Origin of the sequence: Rheinheimera baltica, assembly GCF_030731985.1 — a bacterium.
Classification (GTDB): Bacteria; Pseudomonadota; Gammaproteobacteria; order Enterobacterales; family Alteromonadaceae; genus Alishewanella; species Alishewanella baltica.
This window is the reverse complement of the sequence record NZ_JAPJDY010000009.1, coordinates 154,443-179,969: the sequence shown is the minus strand read 5'-3', so window position 1 is coordinate 179,969 and position 25,527 is coordinate 154,443. Positions and strand designations below refer to the sequence as shown.

Below are 25,527 nucleotides of genomic sequence, written 5' to 3'. Positions count from 1 at the left end.
CCTGTCTGTTGCGGGATAAAGCGCCCGGAGCACAAACGAACTGCCCCGGGCTTGGTAATAAAAGAGCCGAAGTTAGAAATTAAAGCCGGCTCTGATACCGTAGTAACGTGGCATACCAAAGCTGCCTTTGTTAATACCCTTGCCGGTATTATTCCAGTACTGCACCAGCTCATCGGTAGCATTATTGATAAACACTTCGGCGTACCAGGCCTGGCTTTGCGGTTCGTATTTTAATGACGCATTAACCATAGTGTAGGCATCACGTTTATCGGTTATATACTGTGCGGCTTCATCGCTGACGGTAAAGTCCATATCGTCCAGATGCTTATCCAGATTCCAGATGGTGGTGTAAGACTTATCTTTCCAGCTCAGGTTAAACCAGCCGTGTACAAAGCCAAAGCGGCCTAAATCGAAACTGTGGGTATAGCTGACATTGGCCGTAAAGCGCGGCGTCATTGCCAGATCGTTGCCTTTGAGGTTAGTGCTCAGCAGCGTATTTTGTGGGTCTATCGAGTCTTCATACGACAAACCGAACAAATATTCCGGATCGTAATCCCACTTGGTGATCCAATCGTCGGTAACACGGGCATGGGTCCAGGTAGCATAACCGCTGATCCGGCCATTTTGATAGGGTTTCCAGTCAAACTCGAACTCAAGGCCCTTAATGGTGGCGCCCGGCACGTTTTGCGTATAGTAGGCAATCACCGGCTGGTTTTGATAATCGAGGATTGGCATGCCATTGTCATCCAGGATCGGTGCGCCGTTTTCATCTTCAACCGGCGATAAACGCTCAACATTGCCGATAGAGCCCACCGAAGCGTACTGCATATCGGTGTAGTCGGTGTAGAAAAACGCGGCCTGCAGGTTCAATGAGTTATTAAAAAAGCTGGATTTGGCGCCAAGCTCTAACGTCAGCACTTTTTCCGGGTCAAACTGGGTTTCAAAGCGGCTGACTTCGCCGGTTCTGTCGTTGACGACTTCAAATACATCGCCGATACCGCCGGCTTTAAAGCCCGATGCCAGATAACTGTACAGCATGGTATCTGCACTCAGGTTGTAATCCAGGCCAATTCTGAAATCGTGGTTACGCCACTGGCCTTTATTATCGTTTTCAAAGTAAGAGGCATAAATCGATGGATCATTAAAATAGTCCACCGGTAATGTATTGAGTACACTGCGGTTCAACCAGCCCGGCGCGCAGCCATCAGCATTCGAGCAGCGATAAGTACGGCCGCCTTTATCCTGTTTGGTTTCGTGGCTGAACCGGTAGCCAAAGGTGGCGTGCAAATCATCGCTGATGTTGTAGGTAGCCTGGCCAAAAAACGCGTAGGCTTCGGTTGAGCGATCCGGTTGATCCCAGAACGCTTTGTCATCCATCGGGTTGTCGTAATAGCCCAGTGTGGTGGTTTTTTCGTGGAAATAATTAACACCGGCAATCCATACCAGATCGCCAAACTCATCCGACTGTAACTGCAACTCTGTCGAATAAGATTTCGCGCCGGTACCCTTGAGGAAATAGATGGCGCCGTCCCACGGGTCTAAGCCGGTTTCGCTGTCCTGAGCTGACGATCTGTCCATTTTCTCATAGCCAAGCAGCCATACCAGGCTCATTTCATCGCTCAGATTATAGTTCAGGGTGTTACGCAGGTAGGTAATGTCCAGGTTCAGTTTACCCGGTACGTTAACTACCGCCTGATAGGTATTATCGCTGGGTAAAAACGATGAGCAATCGCCGCCAAATTCCGCCGGGCGGCCACGCAGCTGATCACAATTAACTAAATCCAGCGTACCGGCACTGTCGTTGACGTATTGCTGAAACACCGTGTGGTTGCTGAACTGGCCGTGCGCCGGTTGCCATAAGGTACTGATACGAATAGAATGTTCGTTGGCATTATTGTAAAAGTCGCTTTTATCAGCCGCTGTCAGCGCCCGCACGCGCTGCGCTTCAGGGTTAGTACCGGCACCATCTATCCACCAGTTTTCCCGCTGTGTTACCGTTGAACCTATACCCTGATAGGAGTCTTCTGAAATGACCGCTGCGTTTAGTACCTCGTCGCTCAGATGCCGGGTGTCATACTGGTTAGGGTCCCAGTAGCCTTCCAGGTAAGAATCCCGCTTTAAGCCTTTGGCAGCGATGCGCACAGCAAATTCGCCATTCAGCGGAATGTTAACAAAACCACCGAGGTTTTTACTGTTGAACCTGCCCGCTTCAGCATTAATATTACCGGCAAAACCACTGAAATCAGGCTTGGCTGATATGACGTTGATACTGCCCACGGTAGAGTTACGGCCAAATAAGGTGCCCTGCGGCCCGCGCAGTGCCTCAACCCGCTCAACGTCATACATCAGCGCCAGTGCGCCCTGCATACGCGGCGAATAAATACCGTCTAAATGCACGCCTACAGCCGGGTCGCCAAGCTCGGTGATGTTGGTAGACCGTACACCACGCATTGAAATCACCGGCGCGGCCTGATCAGTGGCAGTGGAGATATCAAGCCCCGGCACTAAGTCAGCAATGTCTTTGACGTTGTTGACGCCGTTTTGCCGTAGCTGCGCTTCACTTAGCGCTGAGATTGCTACGGGTGTTTCCATTAATTTGGTTTTGCGTTTAGTGGCGGTAACTGAAATTACCTCAATTGCAGTATCATTTTTTGCTGAAGCCTGTTTCGTTGCATCATCCGACTCCCGCTCATTGTCCTGCGCGCCAAGTGGTAATGAAAAAGCCATTACAATGGCCATGGTAATAGTATTGAGCTTTAACATGTCTTATCCTCCCCGGGATGTACTTATTTTTTGCAGGTATAACTACTCTGCTGTTGTTATTCTTTTTAAGCACTTTAGTCGGGGCATTAGCGCCAAGGCCATATCATTTCGGTAAAGCGAATAACTGATACTACAACCCGAATCGTTTTGTTTTTTGTCGACAAAATGTACTGCCAAAGCCTGTTGCCGTTGTACATGCAATTACCCATCAGTGCTGCTCGGCACTGTGGTATGGTACAATCAAGCGTAAACTACAGTGCTGCAGGTATCTGGATTGTTAGGGCCGAGAATATATTCAGATACCTGTGATACAAAAATTAAGCAGGAGTTTTTATGAGAATGTTACATACCATGCTACGCGTGGGAAACCTGGAAAAATCTATCGCCTTTTACACTGAAGTATTGGGCATGAAACTATTACGGCAGTCGGAAAATACCGAATACAAATACACGCTGGCCTTTGTTGGTTACGGCGATGAAAGTGAACATACCGTGCTTGAATTAACCTACAACTGGGACACCAGTAGCTACGATTTGGGCAATGCTTATGGCCATATCGCGCTGGAAGTTGAAAATGTGTATGAAGCTTGCGATAAAATTCGTGCCAAAGGCGGCGTAATAAGCCGTGAGCCCGGTCCGGTAAAAGGCGGCAGCACAGAAATTGCTTTTGTACGTGACCCCGACAACTACGCTATTGAATTGATCCAAAAGAAAGAACGTTATGAAACGCTATAATATCCGCCACAGGCCAGAGATTCTATGATCTGTGGCCTTATCATAAGTTTTTACGCATCTTCCAGGGTAATCAGTACTTTTTCATTTAGCGACATCGCCAGATTATTGTCGTAATACGCCGCTTCGTTAATAAAGGTAGGGTACACCGTAACATCGCCGTCGTAACAAATTTCAGAGCCGTCAAACAAAGTAAATATTGGATCACCCGGGTTTATCGGTTGGTAGTCATTGTCTTGCACATTTTTATGTACCATACCAATACGTTCGCCTTTTTCATTCATCGGTAATTTGATGCTATGTAAATAACGAAACGCTTCAGTGTGCTTGGGTAGTTCAGGCAAACTATTACTATTGTATAGCTCAACAAAATCAAGGATATGTTGTGTCATCGTGTGCATCAATTCGAGAATATCCTGACGCAAAACGGATTGAGATTGCGGCCCTACTTCAACCAAAACCCCATAGCGGCCTACTGTACACATTAACGCATGGTCTTCTGCAGAAAAATGATCTTCATCCCTTGAGATAATGGCTTCCGGCATCACCATTTTGACATAGGACGCAAGCCGATTATAAAACGGCCCGGCTTGCGTTAAAATTAAGCAAGCGCCCATATTGCTGGTGGTGTTATGTAAATCGATCAACAGATCAGTTTTGGCGTTGCCCTTAGGCCCCAACTGCGCATTTAATACTTTAGCGCGGCTTTGTTCATAGTTGGCGAGCGCCGGATTACTTAAATCAGCATTTTTGAACTGCCGATTTAAATCTGCGTGCAAATAACGTTTATTGGCGTAATGCGCTTCAGGGTTAGCCCAAACAAGCTCGGTATTAAAGCTGTTCCGTGTGGCGAATCGAGGAAAAGCCTGGTACTTTTTAATTAAATAAATACCCGAAAATTCATTGCCATGCACCCCGCCAACAATAGCGACCTGATTAATTTTGTCTGTCATCGTAATTACCATTCATTCGTGTTGAGCTAAGCATTAAGCTTAGCCTAAAGTATTGAAACGATTATGAACAGCTTTAAGCAGAAAGAGAATAGAAGTTGAATTTAAATCCGAATTAAAAGAATATAAATTCAATTATGCTGCAGGTTGGGCTAATTTGAGATCACTGTCAGACAAACGCACTAACTCGTTGTGAATAATTTGCGTTGCCTGGCATGTACATTTACCGCATTGACTCCCTGCCCCCGTGCACATTCTTAACTCGCGCATAGTGGTTATACCATCAGCTACTTTTTGCTTTATGGTTTTATCAGTCACCGCTTTACAAAGACAAACGTACATAATAGTGCCTCATCAGTTAGACAAAATTATTTTAATACTATTAAGAACTATTATCAATAGTATTTATAAACTGGAGCTATTCGTAATAAAAACGCCAGCGAATGCTGGCGTTCTGTAATTGCAGTTAATTTGGTTTGTTTTAACGAAATAACACTTTTTCTTGTTGAAACCAATGCACGCAAAATGCAATTGCCGCAGTGGCTAACGCAATGGTTGAAGCAAAAATTAACGCTAACAAACCATAATCAGCGGTGCCTTTTATTAACTCTTTAATGGCCAATGCCACATTCATAATAGGCACTAATGCGGTTATGGCCGTTAATTCAACACCGGGCATCATTGCCGCAACTAACGGCAAAAATATGAAAATTGATAATGGGCTAATGTAATTTTGCGCTTCTTTAAAGGTTCTGGCATAAATAGAAATAGCCAATAACAGTGCCGCAAACACTGCAGAAATGGGTAGCAACAACGAAAATATTAAAATAAGCTCAGTAATTGCGATTGCGGACATAGCCTCTTGCACCACCGCCATACCGCCTAAGGAGCCAATAACTGCGCCCCAAATACCAAAGCTGGCAACGGTAATAAGCGCCCCCACTAAGCCCGTTGTCAGCACGGTTAAAAACTTACCTAAAACAATACTGACCCGGCTAATTGGACAAATTAGTAAGGTTTCCAACGTACCACGCTCTTTCTCGCCGGCCCCCATATCAATAGCCGGGTACGATGCTCCTAACAAACACAACGGAATTAAAATATACGCAATTAGCGCACCGAACTTTTCACCGATATTTTCGCGTTTAGCAGCGGTATCTACCTTCTGTACATCGACAGGTTTGATAATCGCACTTAATTTGGTTTGATCTACATTGAGCTGGGTTAACGCAGCACGCTGTAAGGTTTCATTATAATCAGACATCATTTCGTTGAAGTAACGATACATAAAATCGAATTGTGATGACTGGTTATAAATAATTTGCCATTTAGACTGCTCGACTTGTTGGCGCTTAGTCGCAAAATCAGCAGGAATCACCACAGCAACATCAAATTCATCATTGCGTATGGCTTCTATTAAATCAGCTTCAGACGTTTTATCTGAGTTAACTTGTTTAAAATTTTTATGATAAAACACCTTTTCAGCAAAATCAGGCGCTTGATCGGCATTTAGAATGACATAGCGGTGCTCTTCCTGCATGGCTTTACTGGTCGTGCTAGACAACACTAATCCCATAACACCAAAGATAACCGGGAAGATAAAAATGGGCAGCAATATTACAAAAATCAGCGTCTTTTTATCCCGCATTAGCTCGGTTAGCTCTTTAAAATAAACCTGCCACATTATGCTGCTCCTTGCTGTTGGGTTATAACACTGCCTTGTAACACGGATAAAAACGCATCACGCAAATCGCCATTGTCAGACAACGCTCTAAACTGGCCAATGTCGCCACTAAACGCACTTACGCCTTTATCAATTACCACCACCCGGTCACACAAGGACGCAACTTCGTCTAAATGATGAGTAGAGAAAATAACGGGTGTACCAGCAGCTTTTAAGCCTTTGATAAAATCCAATACCGTTTGCACGGTCATAATATCCAGCCCTGTTGTAGGCTCGTCCAGAATAACGACTTTAGGCCCGTGCACAACGGCACGCGCAATAGCGGTCTTTTGCTTCATACCCGTAGACATATTGTCCGCGCGGCGATTGGCAAAGTCATGCATGTTTAACAAGGTAAATAGCTCATCAATACGTTGCTTTAGGGCCTCTTCTTTCATGCCATGTAAACGGCCAAAATAAGCAATATTTTCAAAGGCAGTCAGCTTGCCATATAAGCCGGTGTCGGCAGATAAAAAGCCAATTTGTTGCCTGGCTTTAACTGGCTGCTTTAACACATCGACACCATTTAATAACACTGAGCCAGCATCTGGCTTTAGTGCTGTTGATAGCATACGCAGCGTAGTGGTTTTACCGGCACCATTTGGCCCGAGCAAACCCAACACCTCACCCGGCCCAAAGCTAAAGCTAACATTACGCACTGAATGAAACGCGTCTTTGCTATAACGTACATCTTGTTTTTCGGTGTCAGATAATTTGCTGCTTTTACCAAGCGCAAAAGCCTTGGCTAGCTCCTGAATTTCTATCATGTAACCATCCTGTCGTTATAATTCTACATTTAATTATCAAGAAGACTCAGATCAGAAGCAATTAGTTGATGAAATTTAAGGCAAATAAACTGTAAGCAGTTGTTTGTAATTAGCCAAGTTCCATACTCACTATGATAACGGGGCTCATTGTACTTTAATAAGTTCCATCAATAGTGTTAACTTACTATTAGCACACGTACTGCTATCATTACACCCGTTGTAGAGCCATGCGTAACCCAATAGCTATTTGTTACTCGGTTTCTACTTTTACAACGTCTTTTAATAAATATAAGGACTGTTATGCGTTTTTTGTTACTCATTTTACTATTTTTAACCAGCACTGTGCTTCTGGCCGAAGTGGATCACCCGCTGGTAGGGGCTTATCCCGGAACTTCGATTAAAAGCTACGCCGTGACAAATTATGCTGAAATAGTGCTGCCACTTAATAAAATCACCGACAACGCCGAATTTAGTAGCAAGTCAATTCTGGGTAAGCACACCGGCCATATTTACTTTATTGAAGGCGAACATTCGCCACTGCAAATAGCTGAAAATTATCTCGATGTTGTAAAACGCTTGGGAGGAAAGCTGATTTTGGTTTGTCGTTCTGACTGCGGAAGAAATTTTTCTGATGAATTATTAAAAAGCCGACATTGGACACGTAACGTTTTTCTTAGCATGGCTACCTTTTCGCAAGGCAGTAACGAGCATTATTATATTCTGGCGCAGCTAGGGCCTGATACACATCCTACTTACATACAATGGTTCATTAGACAACCTTATGGCGACAGAGTTGAAATTGGCCAAATAATTAGCGAGCCTCAGCAATTACAACTGGGGCTGGTAACTATTTCGCCTGAAGCATTAAGCAATTCGCCAGGTAGCAGCCCAGCTGCAACCAGTTTAGGGCCAGATAGCGCTAAAGGTGGTGACCACCCGCTTATTTCACGTTATGCCGGCGCTAAGCTTACCCACCGTACTGACACCGAATATACCGAAGTGCGGCTACCAACCGGTATTGCCAATAATAACAAGCAGGTTCCACATTTAACGCTGGCAGGTAAGTCTACCCTGTTGCACTACGAAGCCAGTAAAGATCAGTCTACCTTGCAGGTGTTTCGTAATTACCAACAGGCGCTTAAGGATGCTGGCTTTAACATTTTATTTAGCTGTGAGCACCAAAGCTGTGGCGATGAACAACGTAAATTATTGTGGCAAGGCAGCCCCGATTGGAATCGTTTTAAAAGTTATTTAAGTAATAGTAACGATAAAGATGATGACTACCGCATGCTAACAGCCCATAAAACAGTAAACAAACAAGACATCTACCTGTCGATATATGTACTAAAAGCGAGTGGCTCAACCAATGTGAATATCGCACACGATATTGTTGAGCTAAGCAGCATGCAAACTAACCGCGTCAGTATTGACACCGCCTACCTGCAAAACGAGCTAAGCCGCAGCGGTAAAGTGGTATTGCATGGCTTACATTTTGCCACCGACAGCGCCAGCTTGTTGGCAGAATCGGATACTGCTTTAGCAGTTATTACCGACTACCTGAAAACCCATCCATCGCAGCAGTTTTATGTGGTGGGCCATACTGATAACAGCGGTAGCCATAGCCACAATATACAACTGTCTAAAGCACGCGCTAACAGCGTGTTGCAGGCTCTAATTAAACAAGGCATTAGTACCGAGCGTTTATTAGCAGAAGGTGTTGGCGCCATGTCACCACAGCAGCACAATGCCAATACCGAGGGTAAAGCAGCTAACCGCCGGGTAGAGCTGGTTTTACGTTAAACGGTACTGTGCCGCTTGGGGCGAAAGTAATCCTGATTACTATAAAATTGCGGCTGCTGGTTGGCCGCATACCATAGCGGCACACCTAACAACGGCAAAGGTGTTAACTGTGATGTATTTAACAAATCATCTTGGGTTATTTGTCTTACTAACTGCTCATCCACATACGCATAAGCCTGGGGTAATGGCCATTGGCAAAAACCGCTTGGTACTTCAACAAACAATGCTTTTGCCGTTAAGCCAATAAAAGGGGCTGTCGCCATTTCATATAGTGCATGGCCAAAAATCATTGGCCGTATGCCTTGCCACCAGTCGTGACGTTTATTAATAAAACTGTGCTGCCATTGATGTTCTCGAAGCAGATTAGCATGTTCATAAGTACTGGGTTGCAAACAAATGACTAAGCCGCATTCATCAAACAACGTGAGCTTATTACGTAACTTGCTACGTTGCTTTAATCCGTGTTCAGTTATTTCGTTGATATGCAGCTTATTGAGTAAACTTTTGGTCTTTGGAAACAAACTCCAGATTAAAGCACCAAAAAAGTCATGCCAATTTTGCCGCCGGGTTGGCACCCGCTTAGTTGCATAAATATATTCTTCATAATAGCGACCATCTGCACTGAGCTCATCGTTATCAACAAAGGTAACAGCGGTATGTTGCGCGCATTGGTTCAACCAGTTTAGATCTGGCCAGTGCTTGAGCTGGCAAACATTAAAACACTGACACAGGTCGTTAAAGATGCTGTTGCTATTTAACACAGTGGCATCCCAGTGCAGTGGTGGCATAAAACGGTTTTTTACATCAGTTTTTTGCATAAGCAGTATTTTCTGTTGCTGTGGCTGAAAGTTCTCAGCATGAATTACTTACAAAAAGCGCGAAAAAGCGCTTGCAATTTTACCATGGCATGGCACATTCAAGGGGTGCGTTTAGACGTACATACTGCCAAATTACCCGCGTAGGTTGAAATCTATAGGGTACAAAATGTGTTTACACTAAATTAATTAATAGAGGTTATCATGTGTTCGATATTCGGGGTGCTTGACATCAAAACTGATGTTAAAGCCTTGCGCCAACAAGCGCTACAGTTATCCAAGTTATTACGTCACCGCGGGCCAGATTGGTCTGGCGTGTGGAATAACGACAATGCCATTTTAGTGCACGAGCGCCTGGCAATTGTAGATACTGAAAATGGAGCCCAACCCCTTATCAATGATAATCGAAATCACATTCTGGCAGTGAATGGTGAAATCTACAATCATAAGGCGCTGGAAAAACAACTTGGCGAGCCTTATCCATTCAAAACAAAGTCAGATTGTGAAGTGATATTACCACTGTATTTGGAGCATGGCGTCGAGTTTATTGACATGCTACAAGGGATGTTTGCATTTATTCTGTATGACGCAGAGCAAAACCGATACCTGATAGCACGCGACCATATTGGTATAATTCCACTGTATTATGGCTATGATGAACATGGTCAATTGTTTGTCGCCTCGGAGCTAAAAGCATTAGTACCGGTTTGTAAACAAATTAAAGAATTCCCGCCAGGCCACTACTTTGATAGTAAAGTTGGTGAGCTACGCAAGTATTATCAACGTGACTGGCAAAGCTTTGATGCAGTAAAAGACAACCCTGCCAGCCTGGAAGAGCTTAAAGCGGCGTTGGAGAATAGCGTAAAAACGCATTTGATGTCAGACGTACCTTACGGGGTATTACTGTCGGGGGGCTTAGACTCGTCGTTAACGTCAGTTATTGCCCAGCAATACGCCAAACGCCGGGTAGAAGATGACGACCAAAGCGAAGCCTGGTGGCCACGGTTACACTCGTTTGCTGTTGGCCTTGCCGGATCACCGGATTTAATTGCCGCGCAAAAAGTCGCTGATGCCATTGGCACAGTGCACCATACGGTGCATTTTACTGTGCAAGAAGGCTTAGATTCATTACGCGATGTGATTTACTTCCTGGAAACTTACGATGTAACCACCATTCGCGCCTCTACCCCTATGTACTTAATGGCGCGTAAAATTAAAGCCATGGGCATTAAAATGGTATTGTCGGGTGAAGGCTCAGACGAACTATTTGGTGGTTATTTGTACTTCCATAAGGCGCCGAATGCGAAAGAGTTTCATGAAGAAACGCTGCGCAAACTTGACCGGCTACATATGTTCGACTGCAACCGTGCTAACAAAGCGATGTCGGCTTGGGGTATTGAAGCCCGGGTACCATTTTTAGACAAAGAATTTATGGACGTGGCCATGCGCTTAAACCCACAAGCCAAAATGTGTGGTGGCGGCAAAATGGAGAAACACTTTTTACGCCAGGCGTTTGATGGTGTGTTGCCTGACGAAATACTGTGGCGGCAAAAAGAGCAGTTTTCAGACGGTGTAGGTTACAGCTGGATTGATAGCTTAAAAGCCCATGCTGAAAAAGAAGTGTCGGATCAGCAAATGGCTACTGCCAGCTTCCGTTTCCCCATCAATACCCCAGATAGCAAAGAAGCTTATTACTATCGGGTCATTTTTGAAGAGCACTTCCCACATGCGGGCGCTATTGCCTGTGTACCTGGCGGTAAGTCAGTAGCCTGCTCTACGCCAGAAGCCTTAGCGTGGGATGAAAAAATGGCACAAATGACCGATCCATCAGGTCGTGCAGTGCGGGACGTTCACACTCAAGCTTACTAAAGCTTAACCTTATACAAAATCAAAGGCCACGCTATTGCGTGGCCTTTTTGCTTTAGATTTTTTAATTACTCAATTTGAGCAGAGCCTAATCGGGTATCTTGTTTTTGCTCTTTGCTACGAAACAGGTTTTTCACATCTTCTAGTATTACGTACAGCGCCGGTATTAGCACTAAGGTAATTACAGTCGCAAACAAAATACCAAAGGCCAGGGATACTGCCATCGGCACCACTATTTTAGCTTGCAAGCTACGCTCTAACACAATGGGTGCCAAACCTACAAAGGTAGTCAGCGATGTCAGTAAGATGGCTCTAAAGCGCTGCGAGCCGGCTTGAGACACTGCATCACGCACTGATAACCCCTCTTCCCTCGCTCGGTTAACAAAATCCACCATAACCAAAGAATCGTTCACGACAACGCCAGCGAGGGCAACTAAGCCAAACACTGACATAATACTCATGCTCAACCCCAGTACCATATGGCCAATTACCGCTCCCACCAAACCAAATGGAATGACACTCATTATTATCAGCGGTTGGCTGTATGATTTTAACGGAATAGCCATTAACCCGTAGATACAAAACAGTGCAAAGATACCCGCTTTAATTAAGTCGGCTTGCGCATCCATTTCATCCTGACTTGCACCGTCTAGCTCACCGGTTACCCCTTCATATTTGTCACTAATTTGCGGAATAAAGTCGCGTTGCATCTCGCCAATAACTTTACCCGGTTCAACTGTCGCCTTGTCTACAGCCGCGGTTACGGTAACAGCACGTTCACCATTAACACGATTTATTGCGCTATAGCTTGGCTGCAAGGTGTAACTGGCAACCTGAGCAAACGGAATTTCACCACCCCCGGCAGTACGGATACGCATATTTTCCAAACTGCCAATAGAGCTTCGCTCATTGCGTGGATAACGCACCATCACTTTTACTTCTTCGCCATCGCGCTGCATACGCTGTGCTTCAGCACCATAAAAACCATATCGAACCTGACGTGCAACATCAGCTAGTGTTAAACCCAACAAATGCGCTTCCGGTTTAAGCTCTAATACAATTTCGTCGTTGCCGCCAAGCAAATTATCTTCAATGTCATACACACCGGCATATTCCGCTAACTTTGCTTTTAGCTCTTCCGTTGCCAGTTTAAGGTTATCCAGGTTTGAACCTCGTAGCTGCAATGCTACATCACTGCCACCACCGCCACCGGTTGCCGCATCAATTTTAAATGCTTTTAAACCCGGAATTTCTGGCATTTCTTCGCGCCAGCGATTGGCAATTTCAAAACCGTCGATTTCACGACCTTCGCTTTTCTCCAGCTCCACCACCATTTGACCGGCCGTGTCACCATTTAAGAAAACTAAACGGTGCTTAACAATATCTTCATCAAACTCAGCATTGAGCTTTTCGTTAGCCCGCATAAGCGCAGCTTCAGCTTCACGCATGGCATTTACGGTTGCCGCATTTGAAGACCCGTCCTGCATCGTCAAGTTTGCATTGATAAAGTCACTTGGGATATTGGGGAAAAACACCCAGCGTACAAAGCCGCCACCCAGTACACCAAACATTAAGATCAACATGGCAAAAAAAGCGGCCATCGTGACATAGCGATAACGAATGCAGCGTTCAACAAACGGCTGGTAGGTATTGTAAATAAAACGATTCATCACATTTGAAACTGATAGGCGAACGCGTTTTAAGCCATTGCTGCAGGCACGGCCCATGCTGTAAAACAGGCCTTTGCGATCCGGATCCCACGGTTTAGTGTCCATATTGACAATGTGTGATGGTAGAATCATTTTTGACTCTACCAATGAGAAAATTAAACACAGCACAACGACCCAGGCAATGGAACCCCAAATAGGCGCCTGTGCCCCACCGACCATAAGCATTGGTGTAAAGGCTGCAATAGTGGTGAGTACACCAAAAGTGGCGGGCATAGCGACCTTTTTCGCACCGGCTATTACGGCCTCAGCTGACTTACCACGTTTTTCAATTTCACTGTAGGCACTTTCCCCGATAATAATGGCATCATCCACCACTATCCCCAACACCAGGATGAAACCAAATAAACTGATCATATTGATAGAAACATTAAACAACGGCAGGGGTAACATCGCCATTGCCCCGAGGAAACACACTGGGATCCCAACCATTACCCAAAAAGCAATACGAAATTCGAGGAATAACGTTAATGCAAGCAATACCAAAAACGCTCCCATTAACAAGTTATTGCTCATCAAGTCTAACCGGCCTTGAAGGTAATAACTTGCATCGCCCCAGTGCGCTATGGACACTGACGATGGCAGGTCTTTTTGCTTTTTCTCGACATACTGTTTAACTTGTTCGGCAATTTTAAGGGTATTGTCATCACCGACAGCGTCAACACGAATAGATATCGAGTTTTTACCATCAAAGGTTGATAAATCTTCGCGCTCTATAAAGCCATCGTTAATCACGGCAATGTCGTTTAACGACAAGCGCGTACCATCAGCAAAGGTCAGCAGCACAATGTTTTCAAAGTCTTGGGCAAAATATGCCTGACCTTTAGTACGCAGTAAAATATTACCACTTTCTGCTTTTATTGAACCGCCTGGCAAATCGACCGAGCTACCACGAATGGCCGTTACCACCTGGTCAAAAGTTAAGCCATACTCTTTAAGCTTGGCTTCAGAAAGTTCAATAGACACTTCATAATCGCGCGCGCCAATAACATCTACTTTGCTTACGCCGGGAAGCTTTTTCACTTCATCACGTACGTCTTTTGCTAACTCTTTTAACGTGCGCTCGCTGGCATCACCATATAGCGATAACCACATAACATTACTTTGAAAACGAACCCGATAAACTACCGGCTTTTCGGTTTGCTCTGGCAAAGAAGAAATGGCTGAAACTTGCGTTTTAATCTCATCCATAACCTCTTGCACGTTATAGTTACTGGCAATTTCAGCCCGAACCGTTGCTAAACCTTCTACAGCAGTAGAACGAATTCGCTTGATACCATTAACCCCACGTAAACTCTCTTCTATTTTATCAATAACACCCGTTTCAACCTCTTGCGGTGCAGCCCCTAAGTAAGGCACACGGATGTTAACTTGCTCCAGCACAATTTCAGGGAAAATTTGTTTTTTAATAGTAAATAAAGATGCTACACCAGCGACCAAAATAATCGCCATTAACAGGTTGGCTGCGACGCTATTGCGCGCGAACCACGCGATAATGCCTTTGTTAGTATCCATACCTTACTCCTTTACCTGAGTGGTAAGCGCTGTGGCCTCCTCTGAAGCGGCGTCGTTGGCAACCTGTTCATCCGTGTCGCCCGAAACACGCACCACAGTTCCAGCCAGTGGGTTAGCAATAGCAGACACGGCTAAGCGGTCACCGTCTAAAAAACCACTGCGTACATAGGCATGACGTTCGTCACTGCGCTCTAAAACAACAGGCCGGAACTGCAGTTGACTATCTTTATCAACCACCAAAACCTGTTGCTGTGCTAATAACAAATAGCGCGGCACTACAATAACATTGGTTGTGGCATCACCCAGAATCTCTGCCTGAACAAAGCGGCCAAAGCGAAGCGGTGTTTTGACTGGCGAATTACGCTGATACGGGTCTTGCACTTGCGCTACCGCATAGATAACGCGGCTGCGTTCATCTAAAACACCCTCTGTACGCACTAATTTCGCAGGCCACTGCACCACTTCACCAGAAACCGTAGCGGTAAGTGTGACATCAGGCTTAACTGAATCGTCTGCAAAATCGGGTAGCTGAATAAAACCTGCATCATTGTCCGTTAATGGTAAGCGAATTTCGGCTACATCAGTGCCATAAATGGTGCCGACACTGCTACCACGGGTAATGAACTGTCCCAGGTTTGCATTTCGGCTTTTCACCAAACCTGCGTATGGGGCTCTGATTTCGGTGCGGGCCAAATCACGGTTTGCACGCTCTAACTCTGCCTCAGCAGAACGAACGGTTGCTAGTGCACTGGCTAATTGCGGGCGGCGTAATCCTAATTCTGGCGCCGTTCCATCAGTAAATGAACGCCATTCTTCTTCTGCTACACGACCACGGGCTTTTTCTTCCTCTAAAGCCGCTTGCGCATTAGCTAAACTCGCCTGTGCTGCCTTTACATTGGTTAAATAGTCAGATTGCTCTACCCGAACCAGTAAATCGCCTTCGTTAAAAAAACCGCCCTCGATAAAATTGTCCGCCACCTCAACAATGCGTCCATTAACCTCAGAACTTAAATTAGTTTCTAAACGCGGTTTTACGGTACCTTGCGACTGAATTTTATAGACCAAATCTTCGGTTTGGATAGTCTCAGCATTAACCAGAACAGACTGACGCTGCTCCTCTTTTTTCTCAGGTGGTTTACGCATACTTATTAGGGCGCTTGATGCCACCACAGCCAACACAATGATGACGACTGGAACTGCAATTTTGATAACTTTTGATGCCATGACAATTTCCATGATGCTATTTACTTTGCGTTATACTAAAACGCTTACCTATTAAAGTAACCTACTGAATGTTACGCTTTGTATCTGTAGAGTTTAGGTTAGGCTGGCAAACCCGGACAGTTGATGCATAAGATCATTGCAGGTTGGCATCATCACCCCCAGTGTTTTCAAGCTTTGAACACAACAAAAAGACAAAAACCGTCTGCATCCCCATCCTGCTGAAAACACATTTAAGTAATATCTTGTTACAACTGCACTTAATAAGTTTCGCTTTATGTATCATTAAAATCAGTTATATCGTTCACTCAAACTATTATTTGCACTGGATAAGAAAATTCCCTATGGTATTTCAACCAGCGGCATGTTCATATTTTCACCATAATAAAACCGCATAATTTCAAAGACACTGACAGACGTATTGAATTTTAACCATTATGTTTAGGGAATAATTATGAGTATTAATAAGCAATATCTAAAAACCAAACCGCTGTGCAAAGTCACTTTTACCCTACCTGCACAGAGGCTGGAGAAAATAGAGAACGTCGCTTTGCTAGGAGAGTTTAACGACTGGGATCCGCAAGCATTACCGATGAAAAAAAGTAAATCGGGTGACTTTACTGCAACGTTAAATTTGGAAAAAAACAAAGAATACCAGTTTCGATACCTGGTCAATGGCGGTACCTGGCTAAATGATGAAGCGGCTGACAGTTACCAACCCTCGCCGGTATCTTACGATAACAACTCTGTCGTTCGACTTTAGATGCTAACGCAATAGAAAAAGGGCGCCGCAGCGCCCTTTTGTTTATCTGCGACCTGTTAGCACTTTTGTAATACTAAACACCCCACTGAATATCCGGCACCAAACGAACATAAAATGGCAAAATCGTCCGCGTTGAGCCCTTGTTTATTTTTATGAAATGCAATAATTGAACCTGCCGAAGCTGTATTAGCATACGTGTCCAAAACCAGTGGCGCCTCTTCGGGCAAAGGATCTCGGCCCAGTATCTTTTTCGCCGCAAAAATATTCATATTGATATTGGCTTGATGCAACCACAATCGTTTTAATTGCTCAGGGGCAACGTGTTGCGCGGCCATCTCACCAAGAATAACATCGGCTACGATTGGCAGTAGCTCTTTGAACACTTTTCGGCCTTGTTGTTTAAAAAAAGGCACCATCGGATCTGCGGGCAAACAATGCTCGGTATAACCCACATCGCATCGTATGTTGTTGGAAAACTCTGTTTTTAATCGCATACCGTTAATTCGCCACGCATTGTCACTGCTGCAGGTGTCTTCGCCTTCAATAATGGTCGCAGTACACACATCGCCAAAGATAAAATGACTGTCGCGGCTACGATAGTTCACCTGAGGTGAAGCAAATTCAGGGTTAACCACCAATACCACTTTGGCGGTACCACCTCGAATGGCATTTACGGCATTACTAATAGCAAACGTTGCAGACGAACAGGCCACATTCATATCGAATGCATAGCCTGCAGCACCCAGTTGTTGTTGTAATTCAATAGATAACGCAGGATACGGCCGTTGTATGTTGGACGCGGCACAAATAATTAAATCGATATCAGCTGCTGTTTTGTTTGCTTGAGCCATGGCTTCATGCGCGGCAACCAACGCCATTTCAACCATTTCTGGCAGTTGATCTTCATTACGTCGTTCAAACACCGGACGCATAATAGCGGGGTCAAGAATACCGTCTTTGTACAACACGTGGCGGGATTTAATGCCAGAGGCTTTTTCAATAAATTCGCAGCTGGAATGCTCCAAGCTTGTGACGTCACCTTTAGCAATCGCGTTGACATTTTCCTGATTAAACTGATCAACATACTGATTGTAGCTGGACACCAGCTCCTCATTTGTAATCGTCTGCGCTGGTGTATATAAGCCAGAACCGCTAATAACCACATTCTTCATCTCTAGGGCCTTGTTCTTGACAGCATTTGTTACCATCTTACATGTGTGGGCAGTATAACTGAATTTAGGTGACGATATAAAACGCTGAAATAACAACTCCAGTATTCAGTACCCGTTTATGCAAGCTGGTATACAGTAACGCCATGTCTGAGCCATAATAGGCTCGCTTTTGCTTTTTTCATGATTTTCAGGACAACACTCTTCTTATGTCGATGACCCGCTTGCTCAATAGTACGTTGCTGCTAACCATGTTAACAGTAAGCGGTATGGCTATTGCACAGGCTAAGTTAACACTGCAAATAAAAGGCGTTAAGGGCCCGTTAAAAGCGAATGTAGACATTTATTTGCAAAAATTTCGTGACACCGAATTTAGCGCCGGAATGCGCTTTTATACTGAACTGGAACAAGAGTCCCGAACAGCGTTAGAAGCATTGGGGTATTACCATAGTAAAATTAGCATAGATGCCTCTCCCGAATCACCACATGCTTTAACAGTAAATATTGAAGCCGGAGAACCCGTTCGTATTGCACAGGCTGATATTCAGTTACTTGGCGAGGCGTCCACCGATGCTGATTTTATACAACTTCTGCAACAACAAGGCCCTGCCAAAGGTCAAGTTTTACATCATGGTCAATACGAGGGTTTTAAGCGTGCCTTGCAAAATCTGGCACTGCGAAAAGGCTATTTTGACGCACAGTTTCGCCTAACCCGAATTGACGTTGCTGCAGAGCTTAATCAGGCATTTGTGCATGTACATTTTGATGCCGGCAGCCGTTATCAATTTGGTGAAGTGCGTTTTGAAGGCAACCAAATTGAAACGGCACGCTTGCAGTCTATGCTTCCATTTTCCACTGGAGACAAGTACCAAGCCAGTAAATTAGGTGAATTAAATCAAGCACTCGCTGCAAGCGCCTGGTTTTCCTCTATTTTGGTTGAGGGAGAAACAGATAATATGACGCAGTTTGCTTTACCTATTAAAGTTACACTGGAACCTGAGCGTCGAAATATCATTGAAACCGGTATTGGCTACTCGACTAATGACGGACCACGATTAAAGTTAAACTGGTTAAAGCCCTGGCTAAATAAGGCAGGACATAGCCTACGTTCGGACTTGTCCGTGTCTGAAAAAGAGCAAAGCATTGAGGCCGGATACAAGTTGCCTCTGGCGTCGGTAGCCACCGATTTTTATCAATTGCAACTCGGGTTTCGACATCGTGATCGTGATGACACTGAAAGTCAGGAATTGAATATGTTGCTTGAGCGTTACTGGTTAATCAGTGATGACTGGTATCGTACAGCATCCATCCGCTGGCTTTATGAAGACTTTATACAAGCTGATCAGCGCGACAACATCAGCCTGATTATGCCTGGGATCAGCTATAGCCGCAGCAGGCGAAAAGGCGGCGCTTTGCCCTACTCAGCTGACAGACTGTCTTTGCGGGTTGAAGTATCGAATGAAGCATGGGGATCTGATGCCAGTTTTGTCCGGCTTCGTGGCCGCGCAGGTTGGATAGGCAATGCGGGTGACAATCATCGCTTTGTCACCCGACTCGATGGTGGTGCCATTTTAATGGAGACGCTGTTAAACCTACCGCCTTCATTGCGCTTTTTTGCCGGCGGAGATAATAGTATCAGAGGCTATGGCTATGAGTCGGTTGCGCCGCGAAATGAAGCAGGCGAACTTACCGGTGGCCGTTACATGTTAACTGGTACGGTAGAATATCAATACCGGTTAACAGGCAATTGGTGGCTTGCCGCGTTTACTGATTATGGTAGCGCCTGGGATGATACACCCGACTGGGTGCGCGGTTTGGGTGCAGGTGTGCTCTGGGCCTCCCCTATTGGCCCGGTTAGACTGGATTTTGGCTTTGGTCTTGATAAACCCAACGGCGAAAGCGCATTTCAACTGCATTTTTCGCTAGGGCCTGAAATATGAGTTGGCAACGCACTACACATCTCACTAGACGCAGCCTGAAATGGATGCACTGGACAGTGGTCCTGCCTATTCTACTGTTGCTTCTGCTAGTTGCCTCATTATTGTTTAGTGCACCGGGCTTGCGACTAAATCTATGGCTGGCCGAGCACCTGGTTGAAGGATTTACCGTAGAAAGTAGCAGCGGAAGTTTGCTTGGCGGGCATGTACTACACAATATACGTTTCCAACAAAATAATATTGAGTTTACCTTGCAGCGCTCTGCATTGCAGATTAACAGCCGCTGTTTGCTTAGCTTGTCTGCTTGTGTAGAAAGGCTATCGCTATCAGGCTTAACATTGACGGTCTTAGCTAATGACAGTACCACTAACGACGGTACCTTCAAAGAGGAAGCCCCAAGCACAGCAGCAACTATCCCCTCGTTATGGTTACCCTTCCCACTCACTATCACACAATTTACGGTTGACGATGCCATCGTTACGACCCCGTCAATGCAGTTAACATGGCAGGGCTTTAATACGGGGCTCGCCGCATGGGGGGATAAAATTCAGCTTAGCCGGCCAACCTTTGAGCAAGTCCGACTAACCTTACCTGAGCAACCAAAAACGCCTGACACTGTGCCATTTCGTTATCAGCCACTGGTGTTACCCGAACTTACTATGCCAATGCGGCTATTTATCGACCACTTTACGGTGCGCGATGCGACATTGGTCCAACAAGGTCGTAAACAACACCTCACGGAACTAAACCTATCGTTACAATGGCAACAACAACAACTACAAATACTGCAACTGGATGCCATTCATACCGACGCAACATTACATGCCAACGCCGCAGTAACGACAACAGGGCCGTATTCACTGCAAGCCGATGTTAGGTTGTTACTGACCAACGCTGATCTCAACGACCAACAGCTTTCACTAACTGCAAACGGTGATCTGGCAACGCTCAATCTTAGCGCCCGTTCCACCGGGCCTGTTGCTGCAACGCTTGATGCAACACTTAACTTATTGCAACCCGACCTACCACATCAATTAAAGGTGTATAGCGAGAAAGTACAATGGCCCATTGTGTCTTCACAGCCAGATATTGTATTGCAAGGCACTGAGTTTGCATTACACGGTGACTTGCAGCGTAGCCTTTTTAGTGGTCATACTGATGCAATTGCTAATAGTGCGCCTAATGTTAACGCTGAATTTGCCGGCACGGCTGGGCTTAATGGTGTTGAAATTGAACAACTGCTTTTAAAGACATTAGACGGGCAAATTACCACCACCGCACATCTTGATTGGCAAAACGGTATTCAATGGCAGGGGCAGGCCACAGTAAAACAGGTAAAACCCGGCGCTTACTGGCCAGAATATTCCGGCTTACTCAATGGCTCGATGCATTTTACCGGCCAGCTCACCGCCGACAATAGTTGGCAAATAGCGTTAAACCAATTGAAGTTAGATGGCACCTTACGTGACTATATATTTAACCTGGATGGCACTTTTTATGCCGAAGATAGCAGCGGCACGGGAGATTATCAGTTCAGCACCCCGGGTTTAACACTGCGACATGCTGACAATGCCGTATCCGTACAGGGGCGCTTGCAACAAGACTGGCAACTGCAAATTAATGTCGATATTCCTGATTTAAAACAGTCACTTAATGCAGTAGGCGGAGCAGTAGATGGTCAATTTACACTCAGTGGGCCACGTGCACAGCCAAAGTTTAATGGCGCAATAAACATTGACAACCTGCTGTGGCAAGACCTTAGCATTACGCAATTAAGCCTAACGTCTGACATATGGCTGGATAATGCCAGAAAATACAATGCAATCATTAGCATTGACGCCAGTGATGCAAAATACCAACACCAATTACTGCAGCAATTTAGTCTAACTCTAAACGGAAATGAGCAGCAGCATCAGCTTAATATGGCGTTGATAAGTCAGGAACATCAAGCTGAACTTGCGCTAGCTGGCTCGCTGTCTTCTGACCAACAGCATTGGCAAGGTGAATTGCTACAGGCAAAAATAAACAGTTTACTGGGTGCCTGGCAGCTACAGAAAACAGCGCCGATGCAGTTTTCGCTGCAGCAGCAACGCTTTGAACTTGCAGCACATTGCTGGCAACAGCAAGATAGTAATATCTGCCTAACCAAGCCCCTAAGTATCAGTGAATCTAAGTTTGATTTAGCACTTCACATTACGGAGTTTGATTTAGACACACTCGCTGAATTAATGCCTTACGGTACTGCCCTTAACGGCGATATAAATGCGCAGTTAACCGCGAACTGGCAAAAGAATTCACTTCCCAAGGCTACGCTAAACCTGACCGGTAAAGCAGGAGGTTTTAGTCAGCAGCTGGATAAACCGTTAAGGTTAGACTGGCGCCAACTCACGCTCTCCAGCGCTTTGGCTAACGATAACATTAACAATACACTACATATCAATTTTAACGACGAATCGACACTGAATAGTGATGTGAAAATTAGCGGACTGCAACAAGGTAGCCGGCAATTGCAAGGCGAGTTGAAGTTACGCCAGTTCACCCTACAGTTTTTACGACCTCTGTTGGGGGAGTTAACAGAACTCAGCGGTGTGCTATCAAGCGATATAAAGTTGGCAGGAAACGTGGATACACCAGAAGTTACCGGTGATATCAACCTTAGCCAGGGACGAATTAAAGGCAAGCTAGCACCGGCTGATATCGACAATGCCGAGATTGCATTAACCTTTGCTGGCCAGGAAGCAAAAATGGCAGGCCTACTCGACACGCCCAGTGGCCGAATCGACATTACTGGTAGCGCAAGCTGGCAGCAACTATCGGATTGGCAGGCATCGGTTAATATTAAGGGTGATACGCTTAAATTGCAGGTTCCGCAAGCCAGATTACAACTAGCGCCCGACTTAACTCTGCACGCCAGCCCGCAGCGAACACGTCTAACAGGCACGGTAAATATTCCGGTAGCGACGATTAATATCGATAGCTTGCCAAAAGAGGCGATTGAATTGTCTGACGACGTGGTATTAGTGGATAGGCAATTACAGCCTCTGCCGCAACAGGCTAAATCGACTTTTATGTTCGAAACAGATATCAATGTGTTGCTTGGAAACAACGTCAAGCTATCCGCTTTTGGTTTAAAAACGTTGTTAAACGGTAACCTTCGTGTGCGCCAGCAAGCACAACAACCGCTGTTGGTACTTGGTGATGTCAATTTACGCAACGGTACGTTCCGCGCCTATGGCCAAGATTTGCTGATCCGCAAAGGTAAAATGACTTTCAATGGACCATCTGATCAACCCTTCTTGAACATTGAAGCCATACGCAATCCAGAAAATATGGAAGACGATGTTATTGCCGGTATCCGGGTTAATGGTTCGGTGGATGATCTTAGCGTTGCAATATTTTCAGAACCGGCAAAAGCACAGGCTAATGCACTGTCGTATTTATTGTTGGGACGAGATATGGAAAGCGGCTCAGGTAGCTCAGGCAATGCAATAACCACTAGCCTGATCGGTATGACACTCGCATCAAGTAGCAAGGTTGTAGGTGAAATAGGTGAGGCATTTGGCTTACAGGATCTCACGTTAGACACCGCCGGCGCGGGCGATGATTCTAAGGTGACAGTCAGTGGCTATCTATCCCGCGATTTACAGGTTAAATACGGCTACGGCATTTTTAATGCCGTAGGAGAGTTTACTCTGCGTTATCGTGTAATGCGGCGATTATATCTGGAAGCCGTTTCAGGCTTGGATGAGGCTGTAGACTTACTCTACAAATTTGAGTTTGATTAGTCAGACTGCAACAAAAAATGCTGATAACGCCCCAAAGACGCATAGGGTTCAGTGCGGTTATACTGCAGTTCCAGTGCCAGTAGTTGGTCAAAATGACTTTGCTGCTGTGCTGGCTCGCGCAGGTAATCATGAAAACAACGTACCCCGGTTTTGCTCATTAGGGTAAAACCGGCCTGTCGACACCAACTTAATACATCAGCAGGAGATAACGGATGCTGAGGGTTTAAACTAACTTTCTTTTTAACTTTAAAATCGGCAGCCACATAATCAAAGTTACCATAGACAATATTGGCAAATCGCTTGGCTTCTTTGTTATAAAACATCAGTGACAATATACCGCCAGGCTGCAGTAATTTTTTTAGCTGGGCAATAGCGGTTTCTGGCTCAGCTAACCACTCCAGCATAGCATGACACAAGATAAGTGAATATTGCTGTGTTTGGCTTGATGCTAATGCCGCCAAACCAATATGTTCAAAACTCACCTGATTTATCTGCTGTGCTGTTGCAGCTTGCTGTGCTATCTGCAACATCTCTATAGAAATGTCTGTCAAATGCACATGATGGCCCTGTGCAGCCAGCGCCAATGCAATCTGTCCCTGCCCCGCCCCCACATCCAAAATACGTGTAGGTTGTTGTAACACGTTAAGATCAGCTAAATCACGCAGCAGTACCTGCTGGCGCAGCAATCCTTTGGTATTAGCATAAATGTTATGCTGAAACTTAGTCGCTATACCGTCAAAACTACGATCAGTTTTTATTGTCATGCCGGGTTATCGATATCAATAAATTGCACATCTAGACCAAATTGCCCGGCGATACATTCTCCCAAAGCTTTGATACCATAACGCTCAGTCGCATGATGGCCGGCAGCAATAAAATGGATCCCCAGTTCACGAGACAAATGTATGGTTTGTTCTGATACCTCACCAGTGATAAAGAGTTGGGCCCCTGCTGCTGCAGCCTGTTCAATATACCCCTGGCCGCCTCCTGTGCACCACGCCACTATTTTTACACTTCCAATACCGGCGTCATGCACCAGTACTTGTCTGTTTAAACCGCTTTCAAGTGACTTGGCTATGGTATCCAACGCCGTTTCAGCAGTTAATTCACCCTGCATTAGTACACCGTTCGGTTCAACGTCATTCACCGCGCAAACATTTGTTGCATGCAGCAATAGCCCCAACTGGGCGTTATTGCCAAGCACAGGATGTACATCGAGCGGTAAATGATATGCCAACAGATTAATATCCTGGTTTAACAAGGTTTGCAGCCGTTTTTTCTTAATACCAATAACCGGATAAGCTTCATTTTTCCAAAAATAACCGTGGTGCACCAATATAGCATCTGCGTTAACGGCTACTGCGGCATCCAACAGCGCCTGACTCGCTGTCACCCCTGTAACCACGCGGTTGATTTGCGCTTTACCTTCAACCTGCAAGCCATTAGGGCAATAATCACGTATCTTATTAACTTGCAGTTCGTCGTTTAACCATTTCACTAAGATGTTGCGCTCAACCATGTCTCGGTTCCCCGCTATTAAAATGGCGCTATTGTACTGCAATCAATAAAAAAAACAGGCACATTTGTCTTAACAGGGCAAAATGTTGTATAAATACCGAGCTACATGCATAAAATAATATCTGTTAAGGATCCGTATGACTAAATTGGATAAAGATCTGGTTGTTGCCGAATTTACAGCAGCCTATAAAGCCGCATTTGGTAAAGCACCACAGCTGGAGCAAAAGCCAGGTTGGTTCAGCGTAGACGGCGGTAAAAATATTCGTCTGGCAGAGCTTGCCGAACTGGGCGCAAGTTACACGCCAACCAAAAAAGCATCACCGGTAGCTGCAAAGCAAGCTACTGCACCAAAAGCTGCCCCTAAACCGGCTAAAGCAGTAAAAGTGAAATCTACTGGCAACGGTCAGTCTGCTGCTGCAATGTGGGCGCAACGTAATGGCAGTGCACAGCGAGCACCCAGAGGATGCCGTTAAAAC

Annotated in this window: 17 protein-coding genes and 1 pseudogene; 7 read left to right on the top strand and 11 right to left on the bottom strand. The window is 45.3% G+C overall.

The features are described 5' to 3' along the window. Positions 1 to 72 precede the first annotated feature (72 nt). Positions 73 to 2,763: a TonB-dependent receptor gene (locus ORJ00_RS15725; RefSeq protein WP_306140309.1), complete on the bottom strand. Its 2,691-nt coding sequence runs from the start codon at positions 2,761 to 2,763 to the stop codon at positions 73 to 75. A 333-nt stretch (positions 2,764 to 3,096) separates the two neighbouring features. On the opposite strand from ORJ00_RS15725, the gene gloA reads away from it, so the two are divergent. Beyond that, a complete protein-coding gene (gloA, locus tag ORJ00_RS15720; protein WP_305975710.1) occupies positions 3,097 to 3,498 on the top strand; it encodes a lactoylglutathione lyase in 402 nt (133 codons plus the stop codon). Positions 3,499 to 3,548: 50 nt separating this feature from the next. Here the strand turns inward: gloA and ORJ00_RS15715 are convergent, their stop codons facing one another. The 4 genes and pseudogenes from ORJ00_RS15715 to ORJ00_RS15700 all read right to left on the bottom strand — a co-directional run. Further along, positions 3,549 to 4,448 carry an aspartoacylase gene (locus ORJ00_RS15715; RefSeq protein WP_306140308.1) on the bottom strand — a complete coding sequence of 300 codons (900 nt, stop codon included), beginning with the start codon at positions 4,446 to 4,448 and terminating at the stop codon, positions 3,549 to 3,551. Positions 4,449 to 4,580: 132 nt separating this feature from the next. Continuing rightward, positions 4,581 to 4,787, bottom strand: coding sequence for a bacterioferritin-associated ferredoxin (locus ORJ00_RS15710; protein WP_084153583.1), 207 nt, complete (start codon positions 4,785 to 4,787; stop codon positions 4,581 to 4,583). A gap of 139 nt (positions 4,788 to 4,926) precedes the next feature. Next, entirely contained in the window at positions 4,927 to 6,129 is a 1,203-nt protein-coding gene (locus ORJ00_RS15705) for an ABC transporter permease (protein WP_305975706.1), read from the bottom strand. Then, positions 6,129 to 6,815 (bottom strand): annotated as a pseudogene (locus ORJ00_RS15700) (ABC transporter ATP-binding protein); the annotation flags it as partial. The gene ORJ00_RS15705 and the pseudogene ORJ00_RS15700, both read right to left, overlap by 1 nt. Positions 6,816 to 7,235: 420 nt before the next feature. On the opposite strand from ORJ00_RS15700, the gene ORJ00_RS15695 reads away from it, so the two are divergent. Then, positions 7,236 to 8,735, top strand: coding sequence for an OmpA family protein (locus ORJ00_RS15695; RefSeq protein WP_027671319.1), 1,500 nt, complete (start codon positions 7,236 to 7,238; stop codon positions 8,733 to 8,735). Here ORJ00_RS15695 and ORJ00_RS15690 read toward each other — a convergent pair. Continuing rightward, positions 8,732 to 9,553, bottom strand: a complete 822-nt coding sequence (locus tag ORJ00_RS15690) for a DUF3025 domain-containing protein (RefSeq protein WP_306140306.1) — start codon at positions 9,551 to 9,553, stop codon at positions 8,732 to 8,734. The two genes, ORJ00_RS15695 and ORJ00_RS15690, sit on opposite strands and share 4 nt — an antisense overlap. Before the next feature lie 201 nt (positions 9,554 to 9,754). Between ORJ00_RS15690 and asnB the strand changes: the two genes are divergently transcribed. Beyond that, the gene (gene asnB, locus ORJ00_RS15685; protein WP_027671317.1) at positions 9,755 to 11,419 is read left to right on the top strand and encodes an asparagine synthase B; all 1,665 of its coding nucleotides are present in this window, start codon (positions 9,755 to 9,757) and stop codon (positions 11,417 to 11,419) included. 65 nt (positions 11,420 to 11,484) lie between these two features. Here asnB and ORJ00_RS15680 read toward each other — a convergent pair whose 3' ends face one another. After that, positions 11,485 to 14,658, bottom strand: a complete 3,174-nt coding sequence (locus tag ORJ00_RS15680; RefSeq protein ID WP_027671316.1) for an efflux RND transporter permease subunit — start codon at positions 14,656 to 14,658, stop codon at positions 11,485 to 11,487. 3 nt (positions 14,659 to 14,661) lie between these two features. After that, a complete protein-coding gene (locus tag ORJ00_RS15675; protein ID WP_306140305.1) occupies positions 14,662 to 15,882 on the bottom strand; it encodes an efflux RND transporter periplasmic adaptor subunit in 1,221 nt (406 codons plus the stop codon). Positions 15,883 to 16,333: 451 nt separating this feature from the next. On the opposite strand from ORJ00_RS15675, the gene ORJ00_RS15670 reads away from it, so the two are divergent. Beyond that, positions 16,334 to 16,642, top strand: a complete 309-nt coding sequence (locus ORJ00_RS15670) for an isoamylase early set domain-containing protein (protein ID WP_027671314.1) — start codon at positions 16,334 to 16,336, stop codon at positions 16,640 to 16,642. Between the two features lie 56 nt (positions 16,643 to 16,698). On the opposite strand, the gene ORJ00_RS15665 is transcribed toward ORJ00_RS15670, so the two are convergent. After that, complete coding sequence (locus ORJ00_RS15665) at positions 16,699 to 17,814, bottom strand: beta-ketoacyl-ACP synthase III (protein ID WP_305975702.1); 1,116 nt, start codon at positions 17,812 to 17,814, stop codon at positions 16,699 to 16,701. A 206-nt stretch (positions 17,815 to 18,020) separates the two neighbouring features. Here ORJ00_RS15665 and tamA point away from each other — a divergent pair, with 206 nt between their 5' ends. Both tamA and tamB read left to right on the top strand, forming a co-directional pair. After that, complete coding sequence (tamA, locus tag ORJ00_RS15660) at positions 18,021 to 19,751, top strand: autotransporter assembly complex protein TamA (RefSeq protein WP_306140304.1); 1,731 nt, start codon at positions 18,021 to 18,023, stop codon at positions 19,749 to 19,751. Beyond that, entirely contained in the window at positions 19,748 to 23,533 is a 3,786-nt protein-coding gene (gene tamB / locus ORJ00_RS15655; protein ID WP_306140303.1) for an autotransporter assembly complex protein TamB, read from the top strand. The genes tamA and tamB overlap by 4 nt, the downstream gene beginning before the upstream one ends. Here the strand turns inward: tamB and ORJ00_RS15650 are convergent. Both ORJ00_RS15650 and ORJ00_RS15645 read right to left on the bottom strand, forming a co-directional pair. Beyond that, a complete protein-coding gene (locus tag ORJ00_RS15650) occupies positions 23,530 to 24,297 on the bottom strand; it encodes a methyltransferase domain-containing protein (RefSeq protein WP_027672411.1) in 768 nt (255 codons plus the stop codon). The genes tamB and ORJ00_RS15650 overlap by 4 nt on opposite strands. Next, the gene (locus ORJ00_RS15645; protein WP_305975697.1) at positions 24,294 to 25,052 is read right to left on the bottom strand and encodes a Nif3-like dinuclear metal center hexameric protein; all 759 of its coding nucleotides are present in this window, start codon (positions 25,050 to 25,052) and stop codon (positions 24,294 to 24,296) included. The genes ORJ00_RS15650 and ORJ00_RS15645 overlap by 4 nt, the downstream gene beginning before the upstream one ends. A gap of 136 nt (positions 25,053 to 25,188) precedes the next feature. Between ORJ00_RS15645 and ORJ00_RS15640 the strand changes: the two genes are divergently transcribed. Beyond that, the gene (locus ORJ00_RS15640) at positions 25,189 to 25,524 is read left to right on the top strand and encodes a hypothetical protein (protein ID WP_305975695.1); all 336 of its coding nucleotides are present in this window, start codon (positions 25,189 to 25,191) and stop codon (positions 25,522 to 25,524) included. Positions 25,525 to 25,527: the final 3 nt, after the last annotated feature.